Source organism: Acinetobacter sichuanensis (genome assembly GCF_003024515.2).
Taxonomy (GTDB): Bacteria; Pseudomonadota; Gammaproteobacteria; order Pseudomonadales; family Moraxellaceae; genus Acinetobacter; species Acinetobacter sichuanensis.
The window spans coordinates 195,678-211,833 of record NZ_PYIX02000001.1; the positions used below are offsets into that span (position 1 = coordinate 195,678).

General features: G+C 37.1%; 16 protein-coding genes. 11 read left to right on the forward strand and 5 right to left on the reverse strand.

All coding sequences use genetic code 11. From position 1 onward, the window contains the following. Positions 1–4: 4 nt before the first annotated feature. From C9E89_RS00945 to C9E89_RS00985, 9 genes are all read left to right on the forward strand, one after another. A complete protein-coding gene (locus C9E89_RS00945) occupies positions 5–571 on the forward strand; it encodes a LemA family protein (protein ID WP_107006564.1) in 567 nt (188 codons plus the stop codon). Positions 572–769: 198 nt separating this feature from the next. Further along, a complete protein-coding gene (locus C9E89_RS00950; protein WP_107006565.1) occupies positions 770–2,416 on the forward strand; it encodes an AMP-binding protein in 1,647 nt (548 codons plus the stop codon). Positions 2,417–2,917: 501 nt separating this feature from the next. Next, a complete protein-coding gene (locus C9E89_RS00955) occupies positions 2,918–3,664 on the forward strand; it encodes a HesA/MoeB/ThiF family protein (RefSeq protein ID WP_107006656.1) in 747 nt (248 codons plus the stop codon). 51 nt (positions 3,665–3,715) lie between these two features. Next, complete coding sequence (locus C9E89_RS00960) at positions 3,716–5,014, forward strand: ABC1 kinase family protein (RefSeq protein WP_107006657.1); 1,299 nt, start codon at positions 3,716–3,718, stop codon at positions 5,012–5,014. 121 nt (positions 5,015–5,135) lie between these two features. Beyond that, positions 5,136–5,516 (forward strand): dihydroneopterin aldolase, encoded by a 381-nt coding sequence (folB, locus tag C9E89_RS00965; protein ID WP_107006566.1) that lies wholly within the window; start codon positions 5,136–5,138, stop codon positions 5,514–5,516. After that, positions 5,473–5,916: a 2-amino-4-hydroxy-6-hydroxymethyldihydropteridine diphosphokinase gene (locus C9E89_RS00970; protein ID WP_107006567.1), complete on the forward strand. Its 444-nt coding sequence runs from the start codon at positions 5,473–5,475 to the stop codon at positions 5,914–5,916. The genes folB and C9E89_RS00970 overlap by 44 nt, the downstream gene beginning before the upstream one ends. 412 nt (positions 5,917–6,328) lie before the next feature. Then, entirely contained in the window at positions 6,329–6,505 is a 177-nt protein-coding gene (locus C9E89_RS23240) for a hypothetical protein (protein WP_171405049.1), read from the forward strand. 282 nt (positions 6,506–6,787) lie between these two features. Next, positions 6,788–8,107 carry an NCS2 family permease gene (locus tag C9E89_RS00980; RefSeq protein WP_107006569.1) on the forward strand — a complete coding sequence of 440 codons (1,320 nt, stop codon included), beginning with the start codon at positions 6,788–6,790 and terminating at the stop codon, positions 8,105–8,107. Between the two features lie 84 nt (positions 8,108–8,191). Continuing rightward, a complete protein-coding gene (locus tag C9E89_RS00985; RefSeq protein ID WP_107006570.1) occupies positions 8,192–9,193 on the forward strand; it encodes an adenosine deaminase in 1,002 nt (333 codons plus the stop codon). Positions 9,194–9,308: 115 nt separating this feature from the next. Here C9E89_RS00985 and C9E89_RS00990 read toward each other — a convergent pair whose 3' ends face one another. Beyond that, positions 9,309–9,863 (reverse strand): cytochrome b, encoded by a 555-nt coding sequence (locus C9E89_RS00990; protein WP_107006571.1) that lies wholly within the window; start codon positions 9,861–9,863, stop codon positions 9,309–9,311. Positions 9,864–10,092: 229 nt separating this feature from the next. Here C9E89_RS00990 and C9E89_RS00995 point away from each other — a divergent pair, with 229 nt between their 5' ends. Continuing rightward, entirely contained in the window at positions 10,093–10,473 is a 381-nt protein-coding gene (locus C9E89_RS00995) for a hypothetical protein (protein WP_107006572.1), read from the forward strand. A 61-nt stretch (positions 10,474–10,534) separates the two neighbouring features. Further along, positions 10,535–11,107 (forward strand): ribonuclease HII, encoded by a 573-nt coding sequence (gene rnhB / locus C9E89_RS01000; RefSeq protein WP_107006658.1) that lies wholly within the window; start codon positions 10,535–10,537, stop codon positions 11,105–11,107. A gap of 89 nt (positions 11,108–11,196) precedes the next feature. Here the strand turns inward: rnhB and csrA are convergent, their stop codons facing one another. From csrA to alaS, 4 genes are all read right to left on the reverse strand, one after another. After that, on the reverse strand, positions 11,197–11,457 hold the full coding sequence (gene csrA, locus C9E89_RS01005) for a carbon storage regulator CsrA (RefSeq protein ID WP_107006573.1): 261 nt from the start codon (positions 11,455–11,457) through the stop codon (positions 11,197–11,199). Between the two features lie 230 nt (positions 11,458–11,687). Beyond that, positions 11,688–12,968 carry an aspartate kinase gene (locus tag C9E89_RS01010; RefSeq protein ID WP_107006574.1) on the reverse strand — a complete coding sequence of 427 codons (1,281 nt, stop codon included), beginning with the start codon at positions 12,966–12,968 and terminating at the stop codon, positions 11,688–11,690. Positions 12,969–12,993: 25 nt separating this feature from the next. Next, positions 12,994–13,392 (reverse strand): hypothetical protein, encoded by a 399-nt coding sequence (locus C9E89_RS01015; protein ID WP_147305704.1) that lies wholly within the window; start codon positions 13,390–13,392, stop codon positions 12,994–12,996. A 10-nt stretch (positions 13,393–13,402) separates the two neighbouring features. Beyond that, the gene (gene alaS, locus C9E89_RS01020; RefSeq protein WP_171405050.1) at positions 13,403–16,096 is read right to left on the reverse strand and encodes an alanine--tRNA ligase; all 2,694 of its coding nucleotides are present in this window, start codon (positions 16,094–16,096) and stop codon (positions 13,403–13,405) included. Positions 16,097–16,156 lie beyond the last annotated feature (60 nt).

Here is a 16,156-nt window from a genome sequence, read left to right on the forward strand (position 1 = left end):
TGAAATGGGGATCATCATTTTTATTGCAATTTTCGTCCTTGTATTTATTTGGGCAGTGACTATTCGTAATAATATTGTTCGTTATTTTAATGCAACCAAACGAGCTTGGGCTGAAGTTGCAAATTTTGAGGTACAAAAAGCCAAAATTTTAGGCAATCTAGAACAAGTTTTGACAAAATATACTGAGTTTGAAAAATCGACTTTAGAAAAAGTCACTGAATTACGTCAACAAATTTTAAATCTCAATTTGAATCATACAGATGTTTCTCAATTGCAACATATTGAAAAGCTCAGTCAAGATTTGATAAAAAACTTAAATGTCATGGTCGAAAATTATCCTGAACTCAAAGCAGATCAGATTTATCTAAAAATGATGGATGAGATTCAAGAGCAGAATGAAAATGTGGGCGCAGCAATTACGATTTTTAATCGAAATGTTGAAGAATTTAACAATACAATTCAGGTTTTTCCAAACAATTTAATTAATACATTGACCTTATCAAAAAAGGCAATACGTCCATTTTCAGATCCAATTTTGTTGAAAAATTTTGATTATCGACCAAATTTTTAAAATAATAAAATTGCTTTTATTGTTAAATATCCAAAAACTGCATGATCTTTGCGGTGTTTGGAAATTGTTCAATATTTATATTCATGATTATCTATTCCTATCTTTAGAAATGCTCAATGAATGAGCTTTCAAAATAAAAATATGCGAAAAATGTCATAAAAACTATGATGTTTGCACAGGGATTAAAAGGATATTGTCATGAAGACATTAGAACAAGCGCATCAAGATTTTGATTATGAAGCATTGATTTCAAAGAGTTTAGTGGGCACAGCACAAGCACTGAATGCATATATTGAATGTTGTGAACGTTATGTTGGCTCAGACAAAGTTGCTCTGATTTGGCAAGCGAAAGATGGCAGATCTGAACAATGGACGTTTGAGCAACTTGCGGAAGCTTCAGGAAAATTAGCCAATTACTTTAAGCATGTGGGGATTCAAACTGGGGATTGTATTGCAGGTTTATTGCCGCGTACGCCTGAGTTATTAATCACTATTTTGGCAACATGGCGAATTGGTGCAATTTATCAGCCTTTATTTACTGCTTTTGAGTCGAAAGCGATAGAGCATCGCCTTGATACTGCCAATACTCAATTGGTTGTGACCAATTCAGAGCAACGAAGTAAATTAAATCATATTGAAGTTGCACAAATTTTGACGGTCTATACAGATCAACATGAGAAAAAATTTGACCCAGATTTTTGGCAAGAAGTCGATAAACAACAAGCAGCATTTGAAGCTGTGCAACTTGGTTTTGATGATGATTTTTTAATGATGTTTACCTCAGGAACGACAGGTTTGGCAAAATCTGTTCCTGTTCCTTTAAAGGCAGTTTTGGCATTTAAAGAATATATGTTGCATGCAGTCGGATTAACTGAAGAAGATTCGTTTTGGAACTTAGCTGACCCTGGTTGGGCGTATGGTTTGTATTATGGTATTACAGGTCCATTGGCATTGGGGCATAGCATCATGATGGATGAGCGTGCATTTAGTGTAGATAATGCCTTGGAAATAATCAAAAAATACAAAGTCAGTAATTTAACAGGTTCACCGACCGCTTTTCGTATGTTTTTTGGCTTTAAAGAAAAATTTGATGCTTCAATTCAAACGCATTTGCGTGTGGTCAGTAGTGCAGGTGAACCCTTAACGCCTGAAGTGATTCATTGGTTTAAGCAAGATTTAAAGGTTAATATTTTTGATCAGTATGGGCAAACTGAATTGGGAATGGTGATTGGTAATCATCATGCTTTGCAGCATCCAGTGAAGATCGGTTCAGCAGGTTTTGCAAATCCTGGTCATCGTTTTGCTGTACTCAATCAAAATCATGAAGAAGTCGAACGTGGTGAGATTGGAGCATTGGCAATTGATTTTTCACAATCTCCCCTAACATGGTTTAAAGGTTATGGCGGTAATAACCGTAAATCATTTGTTGGGCATTATTATTTAACAGGTGATACGGTCAAACTCAATGAGTTAGGCGGGATTGATTTTGTGGGTCGTGCTGATGATGTGATTACAACATCAGGCTATCGTGTAGGTCCTTTTGATGTTGAAAGTACACTTTTAGAATGTGTAGAAGTATTAGAGTCAGCAGTCATTGGTAAACCAGATATAGAACGTACCGAAATTGTCAAAGCCTTTGTGGTTTTAAAACCTCAAGTTGCGGCATCGGCTGCATTAGCCACTCAATTACAAGATTATGTGCGTTCTCGTTTATCTAAACATTCATATCCACGTGAGATCGAGTTTGTAGAGCATTTGCCAAAAACATCGAGTGGAAAAATTCAGCGTAATTTATTGAAACAACAAGAAATTGCAAAGCTACAGATGATACAACAAGCCGTTTAAGTGTTTAAGCACTCCTCTAAGCACCCGAAATGGGTGCTTTAATTTTTAAATCTACCTTTTGACTCAGGTTATAAAACGGTTTTGAGCGGGTGATCATTTAATGCGGAAATTGCACACCACATTTGACACATTCAGCAATATGTAAATGTTGCATCTCATATTGAACAAAGTGATGTTTACAAAATAATTGTTTAAACGCTTTAAACATTTGCCATTTACTCCTTTTATAAAAAGATAAAAATGACCTAAATTCATTGAGCGAATGAAGCTGATTTGAATAAATTAGGTTGCTTAGAAATTATTCTACATTATTTGAAAATATTGTCAAATTTCAATAATTTAAATTTAATTTAACGAGTATTGAAATTAAGTATTTAAAGTTAAATCTCCTAATCACAGTAGATCAACTATAATAATACTTCAACTGATCAAGATTCATCTGAAAAGGATATTCCTGTGGTAACAGAACTTGCGCTAGATTTGGAACTTAGTGATGCAGAAATGCATCTTTATTCACGTCAAATACTGCTTGATGGTTGGGATATTGAAGCGCAGGAAAAATTAAAACTTGCCAATGTGCTTATTGTGGGATGTGGCGGAATTGGTTGTACCACTGCTGAATTGCTTGCACGTGCAGGTGTAGGGAAAATTACTCTGATTGATGCAGATACAGTAGAAATGAGTAATTTACAACGACAAATCGCGTATAGTCAGCAAGATATTGGTTTTTATAAAGCCGAAATTTTGGCGAAACGACTACAACAAATTAATCCCTTTATACAGGTTGAAAGTATTACAGAAAAACTTGTGTCACAAAATGCTGAGCAACTCATTCATGCTCAAGATTTAGTATTAGATGGTTGTGATAACTTTGAAACTCGCTATTTGGTCAATCAAATATGTACTCAGCATAATATTGCTTTGATTAGTGCTTCTGCGATTGGTTTTCAAGGGCAATTGTTTATGGTAGCAGAGCATTCGGCATGTTATGAGTGTCTATTTCCCAAAGAACAACATGCCAATGAAAGCTTACGCTGTGCTGATACAGGTGTTTTGGCAACGACCCCGAATGTAATGGCGAGTTTGCAAGCACATCATGCACTTTTATATTTGGGTTTAAATCGGATGGCGTTGAAACAAAAACTCTTGCTTTGGGATGGCTTAACAATGAAACAACGAATTTTAAGCTTTGAAAAAGATCAAGATTGTGCAAACTGTCAGGCAAGCCATACTGCAAATGTCATTTAATTTGTTAAACTCAATCCCATTATTTTTATTCTTTGCTTGTACTTAGACATGATGAAAAACAAAATTTTCTTAGATGGACTGCGCTCCGTTGCCCGTGTCGGTGAAACGGCAGTGATTGCAGCAAAAGCGGGCATTAAATATGCCACTGAAAAACCAAGTAATGCAAAATTGATGCGAGAGACTTTCGAGTCTTTAGGCTCAACCTATATTAAACTCGGACAATTTGTTGCGAGTACACCTTCATTATTTCCACGTGAATATGTGGAAGAGTTTCAAGGCTGTCTAGATCAAACGCCTTATTTACCTTTTAGCTATGTGAAAACTGTGTTAGCTGAAGAGTTTGCGGGTCGTGATTTGACTGAGATTTTTGCTTCTATTGAAGAAAAGCCTTTAGCTTCAGCCTCTATTGCTCAAGTACACGCAGCAAAACTGGTCAGTGGCGAAGATGTTGTGATTAAAGTACAAAAACCAGGTGTAGAAACCATTCTTTATACCGATTTGAATGTACTACATTGGGCAACGAAACTGCTTGAAAAAGCAGTGCCTAAAGTAAAATTTGCTTCATTGGTAGACATTGTAGATGAAATCAAAACACGTATGGTACGAGAGGTTGATTTTATTGAAGAAGCCAAAAATTTAGATGATTTTGTGAATTATTTAAATGTTTCACAAAATCATGCAGCAACTGCACCGAAAGTCTATCACCAATATTCAACGCGCCGTGTCTTAACTATGCAGCGTTTATATGGTGTGCCACTGACTGACTTTGAAGTTGTTAAAAAAGTGGCAAAAGATCCGTCACAAGTATTAATTACCGCGATGAATACATGGTTCGGTAGTTTAATGATGTGTGAAAGTTTCCATGCCGATTTGCATGCAGGTAACCTGATGTTACTTGAAGATGGTCGTATAGGTTTTATTGATTTTGGTATCGTAGGTCAATTAAACCCACAAGTATGGACAGCATGTATGGCATTTATGGATGCTTTACAACGTACTGACTATATTTTAATGGCTGAAAATATGCTGAAAATGGGCATGACAGATCAACAAATTGACACCAAAGTGCTTGCTGCTGATTTGGAGCGTTTATTTAGTGGTGTTTTATTGACAGATCCACAGCAAATCATGACCTCAAATCCTTCTGACCTCAATGACATTATGTTAGATATGGTGGCAGTAGGCGAGCGCCATGGCATTCGTTTCCCACGTGATTTTGCTTTATTATTTAAGCAAATGTTGTACTTTGATCGTTTTATGCGTGTTCTTGCGCCATATACTGATATTTATGCAGATCAACGTTTGCAAATGGTACAAAATCTAGATCCTGCAACTTTATTGAAGCAGTGATTGAGTGTTCCTTCTTTTAAAATGGAAGTGATAAGGGAGTTTTTTTATTAGAAAATTCCCTTAAATATCTCCTTTTTTAAACGAGATATTTTTTAAAATTGAAATAGAGAATTTGAGTGTCATGGATGCAATTATTATTGAAGGTTTGAAAGTTGATACAGTTGTCGGCTGTTTTAATTGGGAGCGACAGATTATTCAACCTTTGATGCTAGATTTGACGATACATACCTCTTTGCAACAAGCGGCAGATTCAGATGAATTAGCGGATACGCTGAATTATGCAGAGATTTGTGAAATTTCAGCTCAGGTTATTCAAGAGGCTGCCCCAAAATTAATCGAACATGCCGCAAAATTAGTGTTGAATGCACTTTTTACTACCTTTCCTGCAATTGAATCTATTATCATTGTGGTTCGTAAGCCTGCCATTATCCCGCAAGCAAATTCTGTAGGAATTCGTCTTGAACGCCACCGAAATGATTTTCGCCCTAGCGCTAGCCAGTAATCATCAACCTAAGTACTATTTTCAAAATACTTTTGCTCAAATTTCAACTTTGGGCGAGGTGATCTTTTCCAATATTTACGTTATTCCTTGTCGTGATGGCGTAGGTGCAGAATATTGGAATGCTGCTTGTTTGCTAAAAAGTACCTTATCTTTAGATGAAATACAGACGATTTTAAAGAAAATGGAACAGGATTCAGGGCGAGTCAGACCTTCACACCAGATTTCTTTAGATATTGATTTGATTGCATGGGGTAAAGACCTAAGTGCAATGCAATTTAACCCGAAAAAATTACCTTTGGCTTTAGATGTAAAAATACCCATGCGTAATATTTGGGAAAATCCAATTTTTAATCATACAGCTCATCAATATCTGCAAGTTTTTCTTCATTCTTCAGTTTAATTTTCAAAGAATATCTTGATCAATAAATCTATCTTTAGAATATTTGGTTGAGTGACTATTTTTAAGAAAAAATAAAATGTAATCGCTGATCATATTTTATTTTATAGCACAGTGTTTTTATTTTGGTATAATTAAACTATTGTTTGAATGATTATTTTTGTTATTGTTTATTTTATATCTGTGTATTATATCTTGAGTAAGTCGTGTATAAGTATATTTTGAATAGAACTTTTTTATGACTAGTTTATAACTGGAGTGATATGTTTTATAAAATAAGATCAAGCACTTAAATTTATTTCTTTGAGATTGATTTGTAGATCTAAAAATATTCTTTAGAAAATTTAATTAAATTGCAAACTAAATCACATTTTTGGTGTTAAAATAGATGAAAGTCGCTAAGAATAGAAAACTCATGGTCAAGATAATCGTATTATTTTCTCTAAGCTCACTTTTTCTTGTTGGTTATTGGACATATATTGATACCAATAAACGTAAGCAACAAGACATGTTAAAGCTCATTCAAGAAGCCAATAAAAATATTTTATCGGTGGAAAACAATCCGCATAATAATATGAATTATGTGAAATAGTGATTGAATTGGTCATGGTGATTTTGTATTTTTAAAAAATAAATAAACAATATGGTATAATTTGCCAATCATATAAAGATAGAGAATAAGGTAATAATTTTGATTGCCTTAAAACGTAGAAAAAGCTGCATTTTTGCAGCTTTTTTAATTAACGTTATCTTTATTTATCTTGCTACTTTGGTATGTAAATTGAATGTATTCTACATAATACTGTGTGGGATTTTCATTTTTTATGCCTATAACTCTTTTAATGAATAGCTCAATTTTCATAGGGGCTCAACAATGACGACTCCAAATCCTTCTGCGGGTTTGCTTGAACGCTTATTCAAACTCAGTGAGAACAAAACCACGTTCAAAACTGAAATTATTGCAGGTGTAACAACATTTTTAACAATGTGTTACATCATCATTGTGAACCCATTGATCTTATCTGAAACAGGGATGGATCATGGGGCTGTATTTGTTGCAACCTGTTTAGCTGCTGCTATTGGCTGTTTTGTCATGGGGCTAGTTGCTAATTATCCAATCGCACTTGCACCAGGAATGGGCTTAAATGCTTACTTTACTTATTCTGTATGTTTGGGAATGGGTGTGCCTTGGCAAACCGCTTTAGCTGCTGTATTTGTTTCAGGTTTGGTATTCATTGCAATCAGCATGTTTAAGATCCGTGAAGCGATTGTAAATGCTATTCCGATGTCATTAAAGTTTGCGATTGGTGGCGGTATTGGTTTGTTCCTTGCTTTGGTCGCATTGAAAAATGCAGGTCTTATTGTTGCAAATCAGGCAACTTTAGTGGGTTTAGGTGATTTAAAAAATCCAACTGTTTTATTTGCACTTTTTGGCTTTTTACTGGTTGTTGTCATGCATCATTTTAAAGTGCGTGGTGCAATTATTATCAGTATTTTAGTGGTGACAGCTTTATCGACGGTGATGGGCTATAACGACTATAAAGGTGTGGTGGGGTCAATTCCATCTATTGCACCAACATTTATGCAAATGGATTTTGAAGGTCTATTTACAGCGAGTTTAATTGGTGTAATTTTCGTATTTTTCTTGGTCGATTTATTTGACTCAACAGGAACTTTGGTTGGGGTTTCTCATCGTGCAGGCTTACTCAAAGATGGTAAATTACCACGTTTGAAAAAAGCACTCTTTGCTGACTCTACAGCAATTGTGGCTGGTGCTGCTTTGGGAACATCTTCAACAACACCTTATATTGAGTCATCAGCAGGGGTGGCTGCGGGTGGTCGTACAGGTTTAACTGCCATTGTGGTCGGTTGTCTGTTTATTGCTTGTTTATTCTTAGCACCTTTAGCACAATCTGTTCCTGGTTTTGCCACTGCACCTGCATTATTGTTTGTTGGTGTATTAATGATTCAAGGGATTACCAACATTGAATGGGACGATATTACTGAAGCTGTCCCAGCATTTTTAACCATTGTATTTATGCCATTTACCTATTCAATTGCTGATGGTATTGCAATGGGCTTTATTAGCTATGCTTTGGTTAAATTACTCACAGGTAAAGCTGCAACAGTACCTTATATGGTGTGGATTATTGCTCTACTTTGGGTGATTAAATTTGTGTATTTTGGTGGCTAATTCAGCATTTTTTTTAAGGGTGTAAACTCAGTTTGCACCCTTTTTTATTTTCATATTTTAAAAAATTTAGATTGAGGTTTTCATATGAATCAAGCAGAACTCATTCGTGCATTACCGAAAGCAGAGCTACATGTACATATTGAGGGCACTTTTGAGCCAGAACTGATGTTTGCCATTGCTCAACGTAACCGCATTGAAATTCCCTATAAATCTGTAGAGGAAGTCAAGCAAGCGTATAACTTTCATAATTTACAGTCATTTTTAGACATTTATTATGCTGGTGCAAATGTTCTGATTTATGAACAAGATTTTTATGATTTGGCTTGGGCATATTTTGAAAAATGTGCAGAAGATCATGTTGTACATACAGAAATATTTTTTGACCCTCAAACACATACAGATCGTGGTATCGCTTTTGAAACAGTCATTACTGGACTAAAACGTGCATGTGATGATGCACATGAAAAGTTAAATATTAGTTCGCATCTTATTATGTGTTTTTTACGTCACTTAAGTGAAGATGCGGCATTTGAAACTTTACAACAGGCACTTGCCTATAAAGATCAGATCATTGCGGTAGGGTTAGATTCTAGTGAAGTTGGACATCCACCTTCAAAATTTGAACGTGTTTTTGCCAAAGCACGTGAAGCTGGCTTTCTTGTGGTTGCACATGCAGGTGAGGAAGGTCCAGCAGATTATGTTTGGCAAGCTTTAGATCTGCTTAAAGTCAATCGTATTGATCATGGTGTTCGCTCTGAAGAAGATGAAACTTTAATGCAACGTTTAATTGCTGAAAAAATGCCTTTGACCGTTTGCCCACTGAGCAATTTAAAGTTATGTGTTGTTGATGATATGGCACAGCATAATATTCAGCGTTTACTACAACAAGGCGTAAAAGTGACGGTAAATTCGGATGATCCATCTTATTTTGGAGGGTATATGAATGACAATTATTTTGCGATCGCAGAAGCTTTAAATTTAACGACAGAGGAGCTTAAACAGTTGGCTAAAAATGCGTTTGAAGCTTCTTTTATTACAGATGCTGAAAAGAAAATGTGGATTGAACGTATAGATGCATTGATCTAAATGTTGTGTGTTTAACTACCAAAAGCAGCATTAAGTGATGCTGCTTTTGGCTGTTTTTAAAGATTGGGTTATTTAAACTGTATGTCTTAGCGCATAAGAAATATGGAAAATAGATTTAATCTTTTTGGCGAGTCATACTACGTAAAACATTATCTTTATCAACAAAATGATGCTTTAACGCTGCTGCGATATGACCAACTAAAAGTAAACCTGCTGCCCAAGAAAGATAAATATGTAATGGTTTTACAATGTCCATCAAGTCTGGATTGTCCTGAACTAATCTTGGAATTTCAAATAAATATAAAACAGGAACAGGGTGTCCTGCACTCCAACTAAATAAACAACCTGTAATCGGGAGAGCCAACAACATAAAATAAAGTGCTAAATGACCTAAATGAGCCAGTGTTTTCATCATCGGTGACATGGTGTCAGGGAGCGCAGGCGTAGGGTGTGTATAGCGCCAAAATATACGAATAATCACTAAAAAAAGAATGGTTGACGCAATATTTTTATGAAAAGTGATGACATCACCTTTAAAGCTACCATCAGCTTCATAGCTTAAAAAATTACCACTATAAAAGCCAATGAACCAAGCACTAATGAAAATAATTGCCATAATCCAATGTAGCCATTGAGCTGTTCTTGTGTAATACATTTTATTTTGTGACATTGCTAAAATTACATATTTGCAGGGAGTCTATATCCTAGCGAATTTTTAAATGCGATACCTATGTTAATTTTGCAACGATAGAGCACTAATTTTGCAACGCTGTTTGAAAAAGTGTACGCTTTCTAAACAAATAGCCTTTCGTTACAAGAATACGTTCAAGATAGAGTTTTCTCGGTCAAAGAGTTTGGGCACAATATGCCCACGAAATTTTCATAAAAAGGAAAACACTGTGAAAAAATTGATTGCAACACTTGCGCCTATCGCTTTAGTTTTGACAGCATGTGCATCAACGACAGGCACAACGGGGAATACAGCAGCAACGACTACACAGCAATTGGGTACTGCGGCATTAAAAATTGCGATTAATGCGAAATGTACAACTGAACTGAATAATTTACCTGCTTGGCAAACTGCAACAAAGTTAATGACTACTGAGCAAAAAACCAATGTTCAAGGTGAAATTTGTGGCTGTGTGAGTGACAAGGCACCGCAAAGTGTAACAGCAGTAGACTTAGCAACGGCTGCAATTGACCCTCAAGCAAGAGCAACGATTGTATCAAATGCTGTGACGAAAACGATCAATGCGTGTGTAGCAGAAGCTGTAAAATAATTTGTGTTATACTTTATAGAGGCTGACTTGTTCAGCCTCTTTTTTTGTGGGTGAATATATGATGTTAATTGCTGGTGTTGATGAGGCTGGGCGTGGACCTTTAGTAGGGTCTGTGGTTGCAGCGGCTGTAATTTTAGATCCAAATAATCCAATTGAAGGCTTAAATGACTCTAAAAAAATAAGTGAAAAGAAACGTGAAAAGTTATTTATTGAGATTAAGGAAAAAGCGTTAGCTTGGGCAATTGCAGAAGCTTCACATACAGAAATTGATGAACTTAATATTTTACAAGCCTCATTATTGGCGATGCGAAGAGCTGTTGAGGCTTTGAATATAAAACCTGAACATGTATTGGTCGATGGCAATAAAGTACCACAAGGCTTAACCATGAGTTGTGATGCGATTGTTGGAGGTGATGCTTTACATGCAGAAATTTCTGCTGCAAGTATTTTAGCTAAAGTGACAAGAGATCATGACATGGTCGCACTTGATGAAAAATATCCTCAATATGGTTTTGCTAAACATAAAGGTTATCCAACCAAAGCGCATTTTGAAGCGATTGAAGAACATGGTGTGATTGATCAACACCGCCGTAGTTATGCACCTGTAAAAAAAGCATTGGGTTTAGTTGAATAGTTTATCTAAAAAGTAATGTATTTTTCTTGCTTACTATAAATTTAAAGCGGCCTCTTGAGCCGCTTTATACTTTCCAAATTAGCAATAACTTAGCGATTAAAGTTATTGTTATTTTGAGAGTAGTTATCATCTTCAAACGAAGGTTGATAATCTTGATCAATATGTTGAAGATGTTCGTGCATCGCACGTTCGTGCTGGATACGCTGGTAAATTTCTTCACGATGGACAGAAACTTCTTTAGGCGCATTAACACCAATACGAACTTGATTACCTTTGACACCAAGCACAGTTACACTGACTTGATCTCCAATCATTAATGTTTCTCCGACACGACGGGTCAGAATCAGCATGTTTATCTCCTTGCAAAACGCTAAACCTGCAATGAATTTCTTTAGAAAGCAACTTTGAAAACAGAGAGCATTTTAACAGAATAATGTGATCAAGTTTTCACTTTAAATCACTCTGATGAAATTTTTTACAACCTCAGAGCTTAATATAACAGAGCCACTATAAAAAACTATAGTGGCTCCGTCATTTTGTAGGGCAAAATTGCCAATAAATTGTCAATTTTGTTCAAATATTAAGCACGTGTGCTAGATTCACCATGTTCACGGTCTAAACCGAAAGCAGTATGAAGTGTGCGAACAGCAAGTTCTAAGTAATTTTCTTCGATAATGACAGAAATTTTGATCTCAGAAGTTGAAATCATTAGGATGTTAATGCCTTCATCTGCAAGCGCAGTAAACATTTTACTTGCAACACCTGCATGTGAGCGCATACCTACACCCACGATCGAAACTTTAACGATGTCATCACGAGTAGCAACTTCACGCGCATTAATTGCTTTCGCTGTATCTTCTAAGATTGCTTTGGCTTTTTTAAGTTCGCCACGGTTAACCGTAAATGTAAAGTCAGTTGTACCGTCTTCTTCAACGTTTTGGATAATCATATCCACTTCAACATTTGCAGAACCAATCGGAGACAAAATTTTAGATGCAATACCTGGCTCATCAGGTACACCTAAAATAGTTAATTTTGCTTCGTCACGGTTAAATGCGATACCTGAAATAATAGGATTTTCCATATTGTCTTCCGCTTCAGTGGTGATTAGTGTCCCAACGTTTTTCTTAAATTCTTCGTCGAATGCGCCATCATCGTCATTATCAAAACTTGATAATACGCGTAAAGGCACTTGGTATTTTCCAGCAAATTCAACTGAACGAATTTGTAGAACTTTAGAACCAAGTGATGCCATTTCAAGCATTTCTTCAAATGAAATACGATCAACTTTTTTGGCTTTTGGTGCAACACGAGGGTCAGTGGTATAAACACCATCTACATCAGTATAGATTTGGCATTCATCAGCTTTTAACGCTGCTGCAAGTGCAACACCTGTTGTATCTGAGCCACCACGACCTAAAGTAGTCGTATTGCCTTGTTCGTCTACACCTTGGAAACCAGCAACAACAATGACATTGCCAGCATCTAAAAGTGAAGTCATAACTTCTGTGTCAATTGACTCAATACGTGCTTTGGTAAATGAGTTATCTGTTTTAATCCCAACTTGGCGACCTGTTAGTGATTGTGCAGAAACTCCAATAGAGTTTAGCGCCATCGCTAACATAGAAATCGTTACCTGTTCACCAGTAGACACCATTTGGTCTAACTCGCGTGGGTCTGGGGTTTCGGTAATGGCTTTCGCTAAAGCCAATAAGCGGTTGGTTTCACCACTCATTGCAGAAACAACCACAACCACCTTGTGACCATGATCATGCCAGCGCTTTATACGACGAGCTACATTTAAAATGCGCTCGGGAGTCCCCATTGAGGTACCGCCATATTTTTGAACGATTAATGCCATAACTTTCCTTACCAAGTAAATAAGTCTAACGACTTAAAGCACTTACACATATTTGAAAACCAGACTTTGCTGGATGTTTCAAAATACCACGTAGCTCGTAAATTTCCCCTTTATTTAAAGTAGGAAGTTCATATCGATACTTTGTGTCAGAGAGGCGAGTTGCTTTAACTTGCCCCTTTGGACTCCATAATTGCAATCCTGTGAATGGCTTAGAATCTAAACGAATAAATTCTAATGTTACAGGCTGCTTAATATAGATTCGATTGTAAAGTTCAGTTTTTACAATCTTCTTTTCAACATAATCAAAAGGCATAAACTCACAATACGGCAAGGCTTTGCTTGGAACATGTAATTGATAATATGTACCCGCAAAAAGCATTGGGCTGAATAAAAATAAACAACACAATACGAGCCTTGTCATCATGTGAGTGACCTTATTTTGCAGCAATCCACGCAGATAATTCTGTCATTACGCGATCAAACTGCTCATTCAATGGTGCGCCACCTTGAGCAAGGTCTGGTTTACCGCCACCTTTACCACCCAATTCAGTTGCTAAGTGTTTAATAATGTCGCCTGCTTTAATATTGGCAGTAAAATCTTTCGCTACAGAAGCAATCAAACTCACTTTATCGCCATCTACACCTGCAATCACAATAACTGCATTATCAAGTTTAGATTTGACACTGTCATGAAGGTGACGGACTGATTTTGCATCTTGACCTTGTACAGTTGCGATCAAGGTTTGACGCCCAGCGATATCTTGAACTTGACCAATAAGATCTGAAGCTTGGAAATTTGCCAGTTTTTGATTCAGTTGCTCAATTTGTTTTTGCAATTGATGTGCTGTTTCTACAGTTGCTTCAACTTTCTCAACAGTTTGATCTTTTTGCGCTTTGAGCAAATCATTGATGTGAACAATATCAGCATCTACTTTTTGTACAACTTCAAGCGCTTTCGTACCTGTCACTGCTTCGATACGACGTACACCAGCAGCAACACCGCCTTCAGATGTGATTTTGAATAGACCAATATCACCTGTACGTTTTACGTGGATACCACCACAAAGTTCGATCGAGAAGTTTTTCTCATCTTTGGTTGTACCCATAGAAAGTACACGAACTTCGTCGCCATATTTTTCGCCGAACAGCATCATTGCGCCTTTTTCTTTGGCAGCATCAATGTCAAGCAGTTCGGTAGAAACGGTAGTGTTGGCAATCACTTCAGCATTGACAATACGTTCAATTTGTTGAATTTGTGCAAATGAAACAGGTTGGTCATTGGCAAAGTCAAAACGTAAAATATCAGATGCAACCAAAGAACCTTTTTGTTGTACGTGCTCGCCAAGAACTTGACGTAGCGCCGCATGAAGAAGATGAGTTGCAGAGTGGTTACGTGCAGTTGCATCACGGATATCTGCTTTTACAATCGCTTCAACCGCTTGAGTCGCTTTTAAGCTCCCCATCGTCACGATACCTTGATGAACAAATGCACCACCAGATTTTTTAGTATCTTGAACTTCGAAAATACCTGTATCGTTTTTGAAGATACCTGTATCACCGATTTGACCACCACTTTCCGCATAGAAAGGCGTTTGGTTCAATACGATTAAAGCTTCATCGCCTTCAACAACTTCATCAACCTGTTCGCCATCTTTATAGATTGCAACAATTTGACCTTGACCTTGAGTGGCATCATAGCCGTCAAATTGAGTTTCGCCTTCAACGTTAACGATTGCATTGTAATCTACAGAGAATTTACCTGCATCACGTGCACGTTGACGTTGCGCTGCCATTTCAACTTCAAAACCAGCTTCGTCGATTTCTAATTCACGTTCACGTGCGATGTCTGCGGTTAAGTCTGTTGGGAAGCCGTAAGTGTCATAAAGTTTAAATACAGTCGCACCAGCAATAACTTTACCTTTAAGGTTTGCTAATTCACCTTCAAGCAATTTCAAACCTTGCTCAAGTGTTTTAGCAAAGAGTTCTTCTTCACGGATCAAGGCATTTTCAATGACTTGACGACGTTCAACCAATTCAGGATAAGCTTCGCCCATGACATTAATCAAAGGTTGCAACATTTTGTAGAAGAATGTGCCTGTTGCGCCCATTTTATTACCATGACGTACAGCACGGCGAATAATACGGCGGAGTACATAGCCACGACCTTCGTTTGAAGGATTCACGCCATCTGCAATGAGGAAACAGCAAGAACGTGCATGGTCTGCAACAACTTTAAGCGAGGCAGGGTATTCAACTGGTTTATTATTGGCTTGAGCTGTTGCAACAGCTTCAGTTATATCGACACCGATAATTTCGGCAGCATCTTTAAGCAAGTTTTGGAATAAATCGATTTCGTAGTTTGAGTTTACATGTTGTAAAACAGCAGAAATACGCTCTAAGCCCATACCTGTATCAACAGAAGGTGCAGGAAGATTATGCAATACACCATCCGCAGTACGGTTAAACTGCATGAATACGTTGTTCCAGATTTCAATGAAACGGTCGCCATCTTCTTCAGGTGTGCCCGGTAAACCACCCCAAATGTGGTCGCCATGGTCAAAGAAGATTTCAGAACATGGACCACAAGGACCTGTGTCACCCATTGCCCAGAAGTTATCTGAGGCGTATTTTTCACCTTTGTTGTCACCAATACGGATGATACGGCTTGCATCTAGACCAATTTCTTTGTTCCAAATGTCAAATGCTTCGTCATCTGTATGGTAAACAGTGGCATAAAGTTTGTCTTTAGGGAGTGCTAGCCATTCTTCGCCAGTCAAAAAGTCCCAAGCAAAGCGGATGGCATCACGTTTAAAGTAATCACCAAAAGAGAAGTTACCTAACATTTCAAAGAAAGTATGGTGACGTGCGGTATAACCAACATTATCTAAATCGTTGTGTTTACCGCCTGCACGCACACATTTTTGTGATGTAGTTGCACGTACATAGTCACGTTTTTCAAGACCTAAGAAACAGTCTTTGAATTGGTTCATCCCTGCATTGGTGAAAAGCAGAGTGGGATCATTGGCAGGTACAAGTGAACTCGACGCGACACGTGTATGTCCTTGCGATTCAAAGTAACGCAAAAATGCTTCACGTATTTCAGCAGTTGTCATAAAACGAGTACTCACAACCAAGTCACTCCTCAATTTTCGTATTGGCTAAAAGTATGTCGCTAAGTCTGATTTTTA